The organism is Pseudomonas sp. FW305-25 (assembly GCF_017351415.1).
Lineage (GTDB): Bacteria > Pseudomonadota > Gammaproteobacteria > Pseudomonadales > Pseudomonadaceae > Aquipseudomonas > Aquipseudomonas chlororaphis.
Window position 1 is genome coordinate 44,480 of the sequence record NZ_JACNDE010000029.1, and the last position, 15,847, is coordinate 60,326.

At 63.7% G+C, this 15,847-nt stretch carries 12 protein-coding genes; 7 read left to right on the forward strand and 5 right to left on the reverse strand.

Going from position 1 to position 15,847, the window contains the following annotated elements; genetic code table 11:
* Window positions 1–9 precede the first annotated feature (9 nt).
* The 6 genes from J4E58_RS23145 to J4E58_RS23170 all read left to right on the forward strand — a co-directional run bounded on the left by J4E58_RS23145 (window position 10) and on the right by J4E58_RS23170 (window position 8,647).
* Window positions 10–1,155 carry an MFS transporter gene (locus J4E58_RS23145; protein WP_087087877.1) on the forward strand — a complete coding sequence of 382 codons (1,146 nt, stop codon included), beginning with the start codon at window positions 10–12 and terminating at the stop codon, window positions 1,153–1,155.
* A 692-nt stretch (window positions 1,156–1,847) separates the two neighbouring features.
* On the forward strand, window positions 1,848–2,330 hold the full coding sequence (locus tag J4E58_RS23150; protein ID WP_007923877.1) for a formate dehydrogenase subunit gamma: 483 nt from the start codon (window positions 1,848–1,850) through the stop codon (window positions 2,328–2,330).
* Window positions 2,324–3,883 (forward strand): NADH-quinone oxidoreductase subunit NuoF, encoded by a 1,560-nt coding sequence (locus tag J4E58_RS23155; protein WP_087087875.1) that lies wholly within the window; start codon window positions 2,324–2,326, stop codon window positions 3,881–3,883. The genes J4E58_RS23150 and J4E58_RS23155 overlap by 7 nt, the downstream gene beginning before the upstream one ends.
* Complete coding sequence (gene fdhF / locus J4E58_RS23160) at window positions 3,880–6,756, forward strand: formate dehydrogenase subunit alpha (RefSeq protein ID WP_087087872.1); 2,877 nt, start codon at window positions 3,880–3,882, stop codon at window positions 6,754–6,756. The genes J4E58_RS23155 and fdhF overlap by 4 nt, the downstream gene beginning before the upstream one ends.
* Complete coding sequence (locus J4E58_RS23165; RefSeq protein ID WP_053268810.1) at window positions 6,753–6,980, forward strand: formate dehydrogenase subunit delta; 228 nt, start codon at window positions 6,753–6,755, stop codon at window positions 6,978–6,980. Before fdhF ends, J4E58_RS23165 begins: the two co-directional genes overlap by 4 nt.
* Window positions 6,981–7,366: 386 nt before the next feature.
* Window positions 7,367–8,647, forward strand: a complete 1,281-nt coding sequence (locus J4E58_RS23170; RefSeq protein WP_007923872.1) for a serine/threonine transporter — start codon at window positions 7,367–7,369, stop codon at window positions 8,645–8,647.
* On the opposite strand, the gene J4E58_RS23175 is transcribed toward J4E58_RS23170, so the two are convergent.
* The 4 genes from J4E58_RS23175 to acnB form a co-directional block, all read right to left on the reverse strand.
* The gene (locus J4E58_RS23175; protein ID WP_087087870.1) at window positions 8,629–9,288 is read right to left on the reverse strand and encodes an acyl-homoserine-lactone synthase; all 660 of its coding nucleotides are present in this window, start codon (window positions 9,286–9,288) and stop codon (window positions 8,629–8,631) included. The two genes, J4E58_RS23170 and J4E58_RS23175, sit on opposite strands and share 19 nt — an antisense overlap.
* Before the next feature lie 30 nt (window positions 9,289–9,318).
* Window positions 9,319–10,044: an autoinducer binding domain-containing protein gene (locus J4E58_RS23180; protein ID WP_087087868.1), complete on the reverse strand. Its 726-nt coding sequence runs from the start codon at window positions 10,042–10,044 to the stop codon at window positions 9,319–9,321.
* Between the two features lie 341 nt (window positions 10,045–10,385).
* Window positions 10,386–10,628, reverse strand: a complete 243-nt coding sequence (locus J4E58_RS23185; RefSeq protein ID WP_087087866.1) for a hypothetical protein — start codon at window positions 10,626–10,628, stop codon at window positions 10,386–10,388.
* Between the two features lie 359 nt (window positions 10,629–10,987).
* Window positions 10,988–13,588, reverse strand: a complete 2,601-nt coding sequence (gene acnB, locus J4E58_RS23190) for a bifunctional aconitate hydratase 2/2-methylisocitrate dehydratase (protein ID WP_007923866.1) — start codon at window positions 13,586–13,588, stop codon at window positions 10,988–10,990.
* Between the two features lie 674 nt (window positions 13,589–14,262).
* Between acnB and J4E58_RS23195 the strand changes: the two genes are divergently transcribed.
* On the forward strand, window positions 14,263–14,733 hold the full coding sequence (locus tag J4E58_RS23195; protein ID WP_009043436.1) for a DUF1289 domain-containing protein: 471 nt from the start codon (window positions 14,263–14,265) through the stop codon (window positions 14,731–14,733).
* Between the two features lie 111 nt (window positions 14,734–14,844).
* Here the strand turns inward: J4E58_RS23195 and J4E58_RS23200 are convergent, their stop codons facing one another.
* Window positions 14,845–15,708: a universal stress protein gene (locus tag J4E58_RS23200; RefSeq protein WP_009043437.1), complete on the reverse strand. Its 864-nt coding sequence runs from the start codon at window positions 15,706–15,708 to the stop codon at window positions 14,845–14,847.
* Window positions 15,709–15,847: the final 139 nt, after the last annotated feature.

The following is a 15,847-nucleotide window of genomic DNA, read 5'->3' on the forward strand; positions in this document are numbered from 1 at the left end:
GGCATCTGATTGATTGCGTTCGTATTGTTTTGGGCTCAGTTCCTGGTCGTTGGCAATCTCCTCATCATGCCGGTGTTATTGCTGGGCGTGCGTGACGGGTTTTCCCTGGACGCCTGTTCAATGGGGCTGTTGCTGGCTGCGTTTCCCTTGATGGCATTGATTGGCAACCTGTTCGTCGGGCGGTTCATCGATAAAGTCGGTCGGCCCCTGAGCCTGCAACTGGGGCTCTGCATGAGTGCTGCCTGCTTTCTCCTCATGTTCTTTGCCGAGAACGGCAGCGCCGCCATTGTCTCGCGGGGCCTGACAGGTCTGTGCATGCCCCTGATAGGGGCGAGCCTGTATGCGGTGATCGCGGATGTCTATGCCGGCCAGGCGCGTCGGCGAGTCACCGCTCTGGTCAGCACCGCCGCTTCATTGGCGGGACTGGTCATTCTGCCGCTGGGGATAGGGTTCTCTACCGCGGCGAGATGGCATTACGTTTTTCTGGCGTTTGCCATGGCCAGCCTTGGCCTGGGAGTGATCAGCTACTTTTCATACTATCGCCGCTATGCCCCCGCGCGGGCGGAGGCGGCCGGTGTCAGGCAAGGTGCCGCGAGGCTTTATCTGGATGATGGGGTATTACGCAGCTATGCCTTGTTGTACTGGTTTCAGGGCTTTGCCTATTTCGCATTGATTTCATGGATGCCGTCATATTTTCAACGGCTGCTGGACGACGGCGAGTCGTCCATGGCGCTGTTTTTCGGCGGAGCCGGGGCTGTGCTGGGGGCATGGTGCCTGACGGCGTTGGCAGGCAGGCGAGCGAAGATGTTCTACGTGGTGCTTGGGATCAACGGTATCGCCGTCCTGAGTCTTGCAGCTTCCACCCTGGGCTTGTGGGCCGCCTGTGCGGCCTGGTTCGTCTACAACGCCTGCCGCCAGTTGTTGTCCGCGCATATCCTCTCGGGAGCGAACGCGCATTGCGGCAATTCCGACCGCGGGACCTTGAACGCGACGATGAACGTGGGATACCAGGCGGTGGGAGCCGTTGCCGCATTCGTCGTCGCGCAACTGCCTTTCGTGCCTGATTCCATTTCGATCATTTGCATCATGGCGACGCTGATGTTGTTGCCGGGTTTTTACTTTTATAAAAGCCTCGGCCGTTCGGATGCATTGTGAATCATGAAGGGCTGCATGTGAGGGGGTGAGAGATATGGCACCCAAGGCAACGGGTGGGAAGAATACGGAAGTCGCCGGATAAAACAGGATGGCCCCCAAGAATACTGGGCTTTATGAGGCTATTCGGGGGGCGAGTTTCTTTCGGTGCCAAACACGTTGCAGGATGCATACTCAAGAAGAATGAGCGGATGGCTCGTTTCTCGTGGGCTGTTTGGCATTTCGACTACGCGCTAGTCGTTTGCATGGAGTAGCCGGTTTCAAAGGATTACATGTCTATTTGGCGATTCAGTTTGCTATCTGGACGTGGGTCATAGCAAACGAACAAAGGCCGAAGCGCTCGCCGGTCCGGCTCGGCCTATTAAAGCGCTGCATCAGCGAGCCCGGCGGACGGGTAATCGATGGCCCCGTGGACTACGCTGAGCTGGCTTCAGTTTCTGGAACTGGGTCGGGTCAGCGCTCCCGACCAGCAGGTCGCTTTCAGGACACGATGGGTCGCCTGGGTGCAATCGCCGGACCATGGCGATGGGCAAGCTTCCAGGATGCCCCGGACCCGGTGCGCCAAGACACTTGGCCGGAGAGCAAGAATGGCGACCGACAATCCACGCCTCCGTGACGTGGCCGGGCGCTGCAGCCGAAGACTCCGGACGGCTACCGCTATATAGCGATGTCGTTCGAGATGCCGAGGTACGTTTATGTCTGATGACACGCTTCACCTGCCTCTGATTCACAGCGTGTTGGAGCGCGAAAAGGACACTCCCGGTGCCTTGTTGCCCATTCTCCACGCCATTCAGGACGGTTGCGGGTACATCCCCGACACCGCCATCCCCGAGATCGCCCATGCCCTCAACCTCAGCCTGGCTGAAGTGCACGGCGTGATCAGCTTCTACCACGATTTCCGTACCACGCCGCCCGCGCGCCATACCCTGCGCCTGTGCCGGGCCGAGTCCTGCCAGAGCCGGGGCGCCGAACGCCTGGCTGCGCAGCTGCGCGAACAACTGTTGCTGGACGACCATGGCACCACCGCCGACGGCAGTATCAACCTGCGACCGGTCTACTGCCTGGGGGCCTGCGCCTGTTCGCCGGCCCTGGAGCTGGACGGCGAGCTGCACGCCCGGATCACCCCCGAGCGCCTGCGCCAGCTGGTGAGTGGCTGCCTGGAGGATGGCGCATGCTGACGCTCTATATCCCCCGCGATTCGGTGGCCCGTGCCGTGGGCGCGGACAAGGTGGCCGTTGCGCTGGTGCGTGAGGCCGAACGTCGACAATTGCCGTTGGAGCTGTGCCGCACCAGCTCCCGCGGCCTTTATTGGCTGGAGCCGCTGCTGGAAGTGGACAGCGCCGACGGCCGCCTGGGTTTCGGCCCCCTGACTCCGGAGGACGTGCCGAGCCTGCTCGACGCCCTGGCGGGCGACCCCGGCAGCCATCCGTTGGCCCTGGGGCCGGTGGAGCAGATCCCTTATCTGCAGAGCCAGCAGCGCCTGCTGTTCGCTCGGGCCGGTATCACTCAACCGCTGTCCCTGGACGACTACCGCGCCCAGGGCGGTTTCCAGGGCCTGGCCCGGGCCATCCAGATGGAGGGCGCGCAGGTGGTCGCCAGCGTGCTCGACTCCGGCCTGCGCGGTCGGGGGGGCGCGGCCTTTCCGGCGGGGATCAAGTGGCGCACCGTGCGCGAAGCCGCGGGAGCCCAGAAATACGTGGTCTGTAACGCCGATGAAGGCGACTCCGGCACCTTCGCCGACCGCATGCTGATGGAGGGCGACCCCTTCCTGTTGATCGAAGGCATGATTATCGCCGGCATCGCGGTGGGGGCCAGCAAGGGCTATATCTACGTGCGCTCGGAATACCCGGACGCCATCGGCACCCTGAACGAGGCCCTGCGCATCGCCCGCGACGCCGGTTACCTGGGGGCGAACGTCGGCGGTAGCGGCCGGCCCTTCGACCTGGACGTGCGGGTGGGGGCCGGTGCCTACATCTGCGGTGAGGAAACGGCGCTGCTGGAATCCCTCGAGGGCAAGCGCGGCACGGTTCGCGCCAAACCGCCGCTGCCGGCCCTGCAGGGCCTGTTCGGCTTGCCAACGCTGGTGCACAACGTGCTGACCCTGGCTTCGGTGCCGATCATCCTGGAGAAGGGCGCGCAGTTCTATCGCGACTTCGGCATGGGGCGATCCCTGGGCACCATGCCGTTCCAGCTGGCCGGCAACGTCCGCCAGGCGGGCCTGGTGGAACGCGCCTTCGGCCTGAGCCTGCGCGAGCTGGTGGAAGGTTATGGCGGCGGTACCGCCAGCGGCCGGCCATTGAAGGCGGCGCAAGTGGGCGGGCCGCTGGGGGCCTGGGTGCCCCCCGCGCAGTTCGATACGCCGCTGGACTACGAGGCGTTCGCCGCCATGGGCGCGATGCTCGGCCACGGTGGCGTGGTGGTCGCCGACGACAGCCTGGACATGGCCCACATGGCCCGTTTCGCCTTGCAGTTCTGCGCCGAGGAGTCCTGCGGCAAGTGCACGCCGTGCCGGATTGGCTCGACCCGTGGAGTGGAGGTGGTGGACCGCTTGATCGCCAGCACCGACGCCGCGGCCCGTGAGGAACAGGCGCTGCTGCTGCAAGACCTCTGCGACACCCTGCAATACGGCTCGCTCTGTGCCCTGGGCGGGATGACTTCCTACCCCGTCGCCAGCGCCCTCAAGCACTTTCCCGCCGACTTCGGTCTGGCGACCACGGAGGCCGACCAATGATCAATATCTTCGACCCTACCAGTGATATCGACCTCGGCACCCCGGCCCGCGAAAGCGCGGTACAGGTCAGCCTGACCATCGACGGCCGGGAAATCAGTGTCGCTTCCGGCACCTCGGTGATGCGCGCCGCGGCGTTGCTCGGCACCACTATCCCCAAACTCTGCGCCACCGACAGCCTGGAAGCCTTCGGCTCCTGCCGCATGTGCCTGGTGGAGATCGAGGGCATGCGCGGCTATCCGGCCTCCTGCACTACGCCTGTGACCGAGGGCATGGTCGTCCACACCCAGACTTCCAAGCTCGCCAGCCTGCGGCGCAACGTGATGGAGCTGTACATCTCCGACCACCCGCTGGACTGCCTGACCTGCTCGGCCAATGGCAACTGCGAGTTGCAGACGGTGGCGGGGCAGGTGGGCCTGCGGGAAGTGCGCTACGGCTACGAGGGCGCCAACCACCTGGACGAACAGAAGGACGTCTCCAACCCCTATTTCGACTACGACCCGAGCAAGTGCATCGTCTGCAACCGCTGCGTGCGCGCCTGTGAGGAAACCCAGGGCACCTTCGCCCTGACCATCAGCGGGCGCGGCTTCGATTCCCGGGTGGCGGCGGCCGGCGGCGACAATTTCCTCGACTCCGAGTGCGTGTCCTGCGGCGCCTGCGTGCAGGCCTGCCCGACCGCCACCCTGATGGAAAAGAGCGTGGTGGAAATCGGCCAGCCCGAGCGCAGTGTCATCACCACCTGCGCCTACTGCGGCGTGGGCTGCTCTTTCCGCGCGGAAATGAAAGGCGAGCAGCTGGTGCGCATGGTCCCGGACAAGAACGGCCAGGCCAACCACGGCCATTCCTGCGTCAAGGGCCGCTTCGCCTGGGGCTACGCCACCCACCCGGACCGCATCACCAAGCCGATGATCCGCAAGCACATCAGCGATCCGTGGCAGGAAGTCAGCTGGGAAGAGGCGGTCACCTACGCGGCTAGCGAGTTGCGCCGCATCCAGCTGAAATACGGGCGCGACTCCATCGGCGGCATCACCTCCAGCCGTTGCACCAACGAAGAGACCTACCTGGTGCAGAAACTGGTGCGCACCGCCTTTGGCAACAACAACGTCGACACCTGCGCCCGGGTCTGCCATTCGCCCACCGGCTACGGCCTCAAGCAGACGCTGGGCGAATCCGCCGGCACCCAGAGTTTCGACTCGGTGATGCAGGCCGACGTCATCCTGGTGATGGGCGCCAACCCCACCGACGCGCACCCGGTATTCGGTTCCCAGCTCAAGCGCCGCCTGCGCCAGGGCGCGCGGCTGATCGTCATCGACCCGCGGCGCATCGACCTGGTGGATTCGCCCCATGCCCGTGCCGACCTGCATTTGCAGCTGCGTCCGGGCACCAACGTGGCGATGCTCAACGCATTGGCCCATGTGATCGTCACCGAGGGCCTGGTCAACCAGCCTTTCGTCGATCAGCGCTGCGAAGCGGCGGACTTCGCCCGCTGGCGCGATTTCGTCAGCCTGGCGGAAAACTCCCCCGAGGTCCTGGGGCCGATCTGCGGGGTGCCCGCCAGGCAGATCCGCGACGCCGCGCGGCTTTACGCCACCGGTGGCAACGCGGCCATCTACTACGGCCTGGGCGTCACCGAGCACAGCCAGGGCAGCACCTCGGTGATGGGCATCGCCAACCTGGCGATGGTCACCGGCAACATCGGCCGCGAGGGTGTCGGGGTCAACCCGCTGCGCGGGCAGAACAACGTCCAGGGCTCCTGCGACATGGGGTCCTTCCCCCACGAGCTGCCTGGCTATCGGCATATTTCCAACGAGGCGGTGCGCGCCGAGTTCGAACGGGCCTGGAACGTGACCTTGCAACCCGACCCGGGCCTGCGCATCCCCAATATGTTCGAGGCGGCCCTGGACGGCACCTTCAAGGCGCTCTACTGCCAGGGCGAGGACATCGCCCAGAGCGACCCCAACACCCAGCACGTGACCGCCGCCCTGACGGCCATGGAGTGCGTGGTGGTGCAGGACATCTTCCTCAACGAGACGGCCAAGTTCGCCCATGTGTTCCTGCCGGGCAGCTCCTTCCTCGAGAAGGACGGCACTTTCACCAACGCCGAGCGCCGTATCTCGCGGGTGCGCAAGGTGATGGAGCCGCTGGCCGGCAAGGCCGACTGGGAAGCCACCATCGCCCTGGCCGAGGCCCTGGGCTACAAAATGCAGTACAACCACCCATCGGAGATCATGGATGAGATCGCGCGCCTGACGCCGACCTTCCACCGCGTCAGCTACACCGAGCTGGACCGGCACGGCAGCCTGCAATGGCCGTGCAACGATGCCGCGCCGGACGGCACGCCGACCATGCACATCGATGAGTTCGTGCGCGGCAAGGGCCGCTTCATGCTCACCGGCTACGTGCCCACCGAAGAGAAGGTCAACAGCCGCTACCCGTTGCTGCTGACCACCGGGCGCATCCTCAGCCAGTACAACGTCGGCGCCCAGACCCGGCGCACCGACAACGTGGCCTGGCACGAGGAGGACCGCCTGGAAATCCACCCGACCGACGCCGAGAACCGCGGCATCGTCGATGGCGACTGGGTCGGCATCGGCAGTCGCGCCGGGCAGACAGTGCTGCGGGCCAAGGTCAGCGAGCGGGTGGCGCCGGGGGTGGTCTACACCACCTTCCACTTCCCGGAATCGGGCGCCAACGTGATCACCACCGACAACTCCGACTGGGCCACCAACTGCCCGGAATACAAGGTGACGGCGGTAGAGGTGGTGCGGGTCAACCAGCCTTCCGAATGGCAGAAGCGTTATCAGGCGTTCAGTGATGAACAGGGGCGCCTGCTGCGGGAGCGTCGTCACGCCGAGAAAGCCGAGGTGCGCCGATGAGCAGCGAAAGCCTGATCAAGATGGCCAACCAGATTGCCCAGTTCTTCGCCAGCGAACCGGACAAGGCCCAGGCAGTGCGTAGCGTGCGTCAGCACCTGAAAAGCTTCTGGACGCCGGCCATGCGCAGAGAGTTGACCGCCTGGGAGGTGACACACCCCGGCGCGGTGCTGCACCCCCTGGTGCAGGCGGCGTTGAAGGAAGAGGAAACGCAAGGGCAGACCTAGTGTTTGCCGATGGCGGGCACACCTTGAACCGGACCGCCTCGTTGCAACCAACCAGAAGCCAGGGCCTTGCCCTGGCTTCTGCGTTTGATGGGCACACCTGCTGTCTTCAGGGGCATGCCGATGGGGATGATGATCCGCGCGCCCGGCACGCAGGTCAGCCGAAACCCGGGGCCAGCGCTTGCCACAGATCAATGAAACCTTGTGCCCGACCCCGCAAAACCGCGCTCCAGACATCTGCACCGGCAAACCGTTCCTCAGCTAAGTCTTTGCTTCTGGTGAGTAATCCCGGACAATCGCGCCCCTGTTTCGGCGAGGGCTCTGTCTGTCGGGTACTCCGACGCGCCCTGGCCGAGTGGCAAATGACCGGAATGTGGAGATCCCACCGGATGAATGATCAGGCCAACAGCGTTGATCAACGCTTTGAAGCGGCAGCCCCAGCGACCCTAGCTAGCTGGAATCGCCAAGACACTACCTGGATGCTGGGCCTGTTCGGCACCGCCATCGGCGCGGGCACCCTGTTTTTACCGATCAACGCCGGCCTGGGTGGCTTCTGGCCGCTGCTGGTCCTGGCGCTGCTGGCGTTCCCGATGACCTTCTTCGCCCACCGTGGCCTGACCCGCTTCGTGCTTTCCGGGCGTGACGGCGCGGACATCACCGAAGTGGTGGAAGAGCATTTCGGGATCAAGGCCGGCGCCCTGATCACCTTGCTGTACTTCTTCGCCATCTTCCCGATCCTGCTGATCTACAGCGTGGCCCTGACCAATACCGTGGGCAGCTTCATGGAGCACCAGCTGCACATCATGCCGCCGCCGCGCGCCGTGCTGTCGCTGGTGCTGATCCTCGGCCTGCTGGCCGTGGTGCGCTGCGGCGAGCAGGTGATCGTCAAGGCCATGAGCCTGATGGTCTACCCGTTCATCGTCGCCTTGCTGTTCCTCGCGGTGTTCCTGATTCCGCACTGGAACGGCGGCATCCTCAGCACCGCCAGCACCCTGCCTGAACCTTCGGCGTTCCTGCACACCCTGTGGCTGGCGATCCCGGTCATGGTGTTCTCGTTCAACCACTCGCCGATCATCTCGGCCTTCGCCGTGGACCAGAAGCGCCGGTATGGCGCCCACGCCGAAGAGCGCAGCTCGCAGATCCTGTCCCGCGCCCACCTGCTGATGGTGGCGATGGTGCTGTTCTTCGTCTTCAGCTGCGTGCTGACCCTGTCGCCGGCCCAGCTGGCCGAAGCCAAGGCGCAGAACCTGTCGATCCTGTCGTACCTGGCCAACCACTTCAGCAACCCGACCATCGCTTTCGCCGCGCCGTTGATCGCGTTCGTGGCCATCGCCAAGTCGTTCCTGGGCCACTACATCGGCGCCAGTGAAGGCCTCAAGGGGCTGATCGTGAAAAGCGGCCGCCGCCCGGGCGCCAAGGCCCTGGACCGCATGACCGCGGCCTTCATGCTGGTGGTGTGCTGGATAGTCGCCACGCTCAACCCGAGCATCCTCGGGATGATCGAAACCCTGGGCGGCCCGATCATCGCGGCCATCCTGTTCCTGATGCCGATGTACGCCATCCGCAAAGTGCCGGCCATGGCCCGCTACCGCGGCCAGGCCTCCAACGTGTTCGTCACCCTGGTCGGCCTGGTGGCCATCACCGCGCTGGTCTACTCCCTGAGCGCCTGACCCGCCGGCAGCCCACCGCGCGTTGGCGGTGGGTTGCCGCGCAGAAATGCCTGATTCAGCGAAGCCACGGCCGCTGACTGCGTATAAAGCGCGGCGCGGCCGTTTTTCTGGTAGGCCGCAAAGTCCAGGGCCAGCAAGTGGTCGCGGTTGACCCGTTGCGGCTGGCCGAGCCGGCTCAGCGCCACGCCATGGCGCAGGAAATAACGCTCCAGCGCCGGCGTGGTCACCGCCACCACCGAGTTCGCCCCCAGGGTCCAGGCGGTGTGCAGGGTGTGCCAGAACACCCGCATCGGCAGCTTGCCGCCTTCCAGCGCCGAGGCGGCGAAACGCGAGATTTCCCAGGTGTCGTGCTGCCGTGGCAAGGGCCGGTCGCAGAGAAAACCGAACACGTCCGCCAGCAGATAGGGCTGGGTGGTCGGCAGCAGCCGGGCGCAGCCGTGGATCTTTTCCTCGCTGTCCAGCGCCAGGGTGTAGCGGGTGTCGGCGTGGTCGAACTGATCGAGTTCCTGCCCGCATTGGCTGGCGCTGGAGGGCAGTCGCCAACCCAATTGCTTGATGAAGACCGCATGGCGATAGCGGCCGAGGTCGTCGCGCAGGGCCGGCGAAAGCTGGCTTTCATGCCGTGAAATCACAGTGATCATGGGGCGATATCCTTATCGTCGGGTGAAGCGTCAGATCAGCCCCAGGACGGCGGCGTAGGCGGCGGCCAGGGTCTTGTTGGCCGCGCCGAATTTCTTCTGGATGACCTTGAGGTGGAAGTTCACGGTATTCACCGAGATGCCCAGGATCAGGGCGATCTCCCCGGAACTCTTGCCGTCGGCCGTCCATTGCAGGATTTCCCGCTCGCGCGCGCTCAGTTCCAGCTGTTCGGCCTGGCTGCTGGGGTGCCCGAGTTCGCCGAGGCGCACGGTCGCCAGTTCGATGATGCAGCGCAGGCGCAGGCGGATTTCTTCCAGTTCCACGGCGCTGATCGCCGTGCATTCCCGGGCCACCGACAACACGCTCAGGGCGCTGTCGGGCGTGTGGATGGGCAAGGTGGCGCCCACCCGCAAGCCCCATTCCCGGGCCTCGCCCCACAACACCGAGCCTTTGCCGAACAAGGCGTCGCTCCAGACCACCATTTCCGTGGAGCGCAGGCCGTTGAGGATCGTCGGGTCGATCGCGGCGTAGTTCTGTTGCTGGTAACGCTCCACCCAGGCTTGCGGATAAGAGCCATAGATGTCGATTTTCGGGCGGGTGAAGGGGATCGAATGCCTGACTCCGTAAGCGTAGAAATCAAACCCCAGGGACCGGACCTCCCGTTCCAGCAGCGCAAAGACCTGTGCGCTCTCCTGTTGCTTGAGCATCTCCATGCGCAGGTCGTTCCACCAGTGCATGAAATCCTGTCGTTTCTCCATGGCGTTCGCCTTGATTCCTTGCACGTCAGGGAATCTAGTCCAGGGCAATACGCTGTCAACATTCATGAAATTCATAGAAAACCCCGCAGTTGCCCTGATCCGGCGCCCGGCACCAGGCCATCCGGGTCCGGGGCCGGCAATTGGGGCGGTGGTAGGTGTGGAGGGGGCTCATGGCCAAGGCTGGCCTGCGGTGCTATGTCACTGTGTAGCGGGGTGCCGCAAAGGCACTGGCCTGGCCGATAAGGGCAAAAGACGTCCCCGGCAAAACCGCTGGCGAGCATGCGCATAACTCTTTTCCTTGAGTGTTCTGGCCGTCTCTGGCCAAGGGGCAGGGGACAGCTTCAGGCAAAGCGCAGGCGGGTGATGGGTTCCACAGCGGTGGCTGGCTCGCGGGCTGCGCGGGCGCGGTGCACGCCGTTGGCGGCGGTTCTCGATTCCAGGTCGAGAAAATGCCCGCTGCCCTCGATCACCGCGAAGCTGCGATCGCGCACATGAGTCTTGCGCTGCGGGTCGTTGCCCGGTTGTTCGACGTGCCCAGGGTAGTCGTTGAACGCGTTCTCGATCACACAATGGTTACGCCACATAGCACACCTCCATTTGTTGCTTTTGACGGGGCGAAAGAATCCGCGGCAGCTGAGATCCAGCTGTCGTGCGCGGAATGTTTTTATAGTCGTGTGAGCGCTTCGAACGATCGGCGCGGGTTGACAGCTGTCATCCCAAGGCCGTGGCAAGCAGGCAGCGTTCGACATTCGGGCGAGCGTCGGGCGCCGTTGGCAGTGGCGTGATTTTTAGCAAGGGCGGGGGAGGGCTAACAACTACCAGATCTGGTAGGTAAAGACGCCTGGCGTTCTGCCGCCAGAGCGACTAGCGAGCGGATCGCCGGGATAAAAAAAACGCCGCGTATCGTCGTGGGATACGCGGCGTTCTTCATTGCCTTGCAGCCTTAGGCTTGAACCACCGGAATCTTGGCGTTCGCGGCAGCCTCACGGAACTCGGCGATCTGGTCGAAGCTCAGGTAGCGGTACACGTCCGCTGCCATGCTGTCGATCTTGCCGGCGTATTCCATGTACTCCTCGACGGTCGGCAGGCGACCCAGGATGGACGCAACGGACGCCAGCTCGGCCGAAGCCAGGTAGACGTTCGCGCCGTCACCCAGACGGTTCGGGAAGTTACGGGTCGAAGTCGAAACCACGGTGGAGTTCGGTTCGACGCGGGCCTGGTTACCCATGCACAGCGAGCAGCCCGGCATTTCCATGCGCGCGCCAGCCTTGCCGTAGATGCCGTAGTAGCCTTCTTCGGTCAGCTGGTGAGCGTCCATCTTGGTCGGCGGCGACAGCCACAGACGGGTTGGCAGCTGGCCCTTGACCTGATCCAGCAGCTTGCCGGCAGCGCGGAAGTGACCGATGTTGGTCATGCAGGAGCCGATGAACACTTCGTCGATCTTCTCGCCAGCGACGCTGGAGAGCAGGCGAGCGTCGTCCGGGTCGTTCGGCGCGCAGAGCACAGGCTCCTTGACGTCGGCCAGGTCGATCTCGATGACTTCGGCGTACTCGGCGTCCTTGTCGGCTTCCAGCAGCTCAGGGTTGGCCAGCCAGGCTTCCATCGCCTGGGCGCGACGCTCCAGGGTACGGGCATCGCCGTAGCCTTCGCCGATCATCCAGCGCAGCAGGGTGATGTTCGACTGCAGGTATTCGGCGATCGACTCTTTGGACAGCTTGATGGTGCAACCGGCAGCCGAACGTTCGGCCGAGGCGTCGGACAGTTCGAAGGCTTGCTCGACGGTCAGGGTTTCCAGACCTTCGATCTCCAGGATGCGGCCGGAGAAGGCGTTCTTCTTGCCTTTCTTCTCGACGGTCAGCAGGCCTTTCTGGATCGCGTAGTAAGGGATGGCATGAACCAGGTCACGCAGGGTGACGCCAGGCTGCAGCTTGCCCTTGAAACGGACCAGGATCGATTCCGGCATGTCCAGCGGCATGACGCCAGTGGCGGCGGCGAAGGCCACCAGGCCGGAACCGGCCGGGAACGAGATGCCGATCGGGAAACGGGTGTGGGAGTCGCCACCGGTGCCGACGGTGTCCGGCAGCAGCATGCGGTTCAGCCAGCTGTGGATGATGCCGTCGCCCGGACGCAGGGACACGCCGCCACGGGTCATGATGAAGTCAGGCAGGGTGTGGTGGGTGGTGACGTCGATCGGCTTCGGATAGGCCGCGGTGTGGCAGAACGACTGCATCACCAGATCGGTGGAGAAGCCCAGGCAAGCCAGGTCCTTCAGTTCGTCACGGGTCATCGGGCCAGTGGTGTCCTGGGAGCCGACGGTGGTCATCTTCGGTTCGCAGTAGGTGCCTGGACGCACGCCAGTCACGCCGCACGCCTTGCCGACCATTTTCTGCGCCAGGGTGAAGCCCTTGGTGCTTTCGGCCGGCGCTTCCGGCTTCTTGAACAGGTCCGAAGGCGGCAGGCCCAGTTCGGTACGGGCCTTCTCGGTCAGGCCGCGGCCGATGATCAGCGGGATACGGCCGCCGGCACGGACTTCGTCGAGCAGGACCGGGGTCTTCATTTCGAAGGTGGCCAGGACTTCGTCGCTGTTGTGCTTGGTGACTTTACCGGCGTGCGGGTACAGGTCGATCACGTCGCCCATGTTCATCTTCGACACGTCGAATTCGATCGGCAGGGCGCCGGCGTCTTCCATGGTGTTGTAGAAGATCGGTGCGATCTTGCTGCCGAAGCAGAAGCCGCCTGCGCGCTTGTTCGGCACGTAAGGAACGTCGTCGCCGAAGAACCACAGCACGGAGTTGGTCGCCGATTTACGGGACGAACCGGTGCCGACCACGTCGCCGACGTAGGCGATCGGGAAGCCCTGGCCGCGCATTTCCTCGATCTGCTTCATCGGGCCGGTCTTGCCTTGCTCGTCCGGAACGATGCCGTCACGGGCCATTTTCAGCATGGCCAGGGCGTGCAGCGGGATGTCAGGACGGGACCAGGCATCCGGGGCAGGGGACAGGTCGTCGGTGTTGGTTTCGCCAGTCACCTTGAACACGCGCAGGCTGATCTTGTCGGCCAGTACCGGGCGGTTCTTGAACCACTCGCCGTCGGCCCAGGATTGCAGTACGCCCTGGGCGTGAACGTTGCCGTTCTTGGCTTTTTCCGCGACGTCGTGGAAGGCATCGAACATCAGCAGGGTGTGCTTGAGCTGTGCAGCCGCGACCGGCGCCAGCTCGGCGTCGTCCAGCAGCTCGACCAGGGTCACGATGTTGTAGCCGCCCTGCATGGTGCCCAGCAGTTCAACGGCGCGCTTCTTGTCCAGCAGAGGGGATTTGGCTTCGCCTTTGGCCAGCGCGGAGAGGAAACCGGCCTTCACATAGGCGGCTTCGTCGACTCCTGGCGGAACGCGATTGGTGATCAGGTCAACGAGGAAGGCTTCTTCGCCAGCGGGGGGATTCTTCAGCAGCTCGACCAGGCCTGCAGTTTGTTCGGCGTTTAGCGGCTGGGGAACGATACCCAGGGCTGCACGCTCTTCGATATGTTTGCGGTAGGCTTCAAGCACAGTATTACCCTCATCAGTGGTCCCAAATGGGTGTCCGGGACGCTCATCCCGAAATTGCCGTACTCATGCGCTGCGTGACGTTATGGGTCGCTTAGCCAGAATTACCGGCAATTCCTTACAGAAGCTGCTTTCAAAGTTTTACGCCTGCAGAACGGGAGCTGATGAGGGTTGGCGCTGGGCTTTCCCCGCTGGAAAGACCCATCGCCAACACCGCTCTGAAGGAACGACTGTGCTCGTGACGCTTTGAAAACAGCTTCTAACGGACATTGGCGCCTAAAAAGGCTGGCTGATTCTACGGCAAAAAAAATTTAAAGGTAAGACAGGGTCTATTGGACTTTGGTGGCGAGCCGCGTTGCTGGGCCAACGTGTGCGAGGCAAGGCGCGGGATGCCGCCAATGGTTGTTCCCTTGGCAAATCCCGCAACGCAGCCTCGCGCACGTTGGCACGCAACCCGAAGGGACGGGGCCCGCTTGGTGCAGGGCTGCGTTGCTCGGAACTTATTTGGAACAACCAAACTGCGTTCCTCGCGCCTTGCCCTGCACCAAGCGGGCATCCGTCGCGGCCGCCACCAAAGTCCAATAGACCCTGATGCCTCGAAGTTTGAGGGGTGATCAATGTTAGACAAAGGGCTAACATGCGGGCCTGTTTCGCTTTTTTCCGCCAATTGCCTACTTATGCCCAATCAGACCATCAAGACCCCCTGCGTCGGCCTCTGCTCCACTGTCTACGGTGACCTGGTGTGCCGTGGCTGCAAGCGTTTCCACCATGAAGTGATCCACTGGAACGGCTACAACGAGGAAGAAAAGCACGCGGTGTGGCTGCGTCTCGAGCAATTGCTGGTGCAGGTGATGGCGGCCAAGCTGGAAGTCTTCGACCCCCAGCGGCTGCGCGAGCAACTGGAGCAGCGCAAGATCCGCTTCGTGCCGCACCAGTCGGAATATTGCTGGGCCTATCAGCTGATCGCCCGCGGGGCGCGGGTGATCAACCAGCTGGAAGCCTATGGGATGGTGTTGCTGCCGGAGTTTCGCGACTGGGAACTGCCGGAATTGCGCGATGCCATCGATCGGGAGTTTTTCCTCCTGTCGGAAGCCCACTACCAGCGTTATATCGCCCCGGGGTTCCTCAAGGACGCCTTTGGCGCCTGACCGCTAAAAAAACATCGCGAGCAATCGAGCGCCGACCGGCTGCTCCTACAAAGGTGGGTTTCTGTAGGAGCGAGCTTGCTCGCGATGGCGTTCTATCAGTCAACCCATCCCTCAATGCTTGCCGGCCAGCTCTTCCAGGTGGTCCATGATGTCCTCCGGCTTGAGCACCAGCACGTCGCTTTCCAGGGCATCGAGCACCACTTCCGCGGTGTTGCCGATCAGCGCCCCGGAAATCCCGGTGCGCGCCACGGTGCCGATGATGGTCAGCGCCGCCTGCAGCTCATGGGCGGTGTGCGGGATCAGCACGTCCGCCGGGCCTTCCTCTATATGCAGGTGGGTATCGTCGATGTCGAATTCGGCCTGGAACGCCTTGCACTGCTCGCGGTAGCGCGCCTCGATGGTTTCCTTGAGCTGGAACACCGGGTCGGACGCCGACAGCATCGGCGACGGATGGGCGCTGATCACATGCAACTGCGCCTTGGCCAGGCTGGCGATGTCGAAACCATGGTCGATGATGCTGGCATGCAGGGTGCGGTGCTCGCCGTCGGTGTTACCGACATCGATGGCCGCCAGGATCACGCCGCCGGTCCAGGGCTTGACGGTTTTCACCAGCAGCACGGGGCTTGGGCAGTAGCGCAGCAGTTTCCAGTCGGCGGGGGTGAGCAAGGCCTTTTTCAGCGGGTTGTCGGCAAAGTGCTGCTTGATCACCAGGCCACAGCCTTCGGCCTGCTGCACGTCGATGATGGTGTTGTGCAGGCTGTCGTTCCAGGCCTGCTCGGTGGTCACGCTGTAGCCCTCGCTCAGCAGGCTGCTCTTGAGCACGCTCAACAGCGCCGAATGCTCGTGTTTCTTGTCGCACACCAGCAGGTGCAGATGGGCCTGGGTCACCCCGGCGATCAGCTTGGCGCGCTTGAGCGCGAGGCTTTCGGAATGCTCGGGCTCGATGACCACCAGGATGCTGCGGATGGCTTGCATGGTCGGGATCTCCAGAGAGGGATGAAGGCTATGTTGCACAACTATAGTTGCTGCGCGTCGCCGTGGCTGTTGACGCACATCAAGCGCCGCGGCTGGTGGTCTGTGGCGCGGCCGGTATAATCGGCGCCCTTCGCCGTGA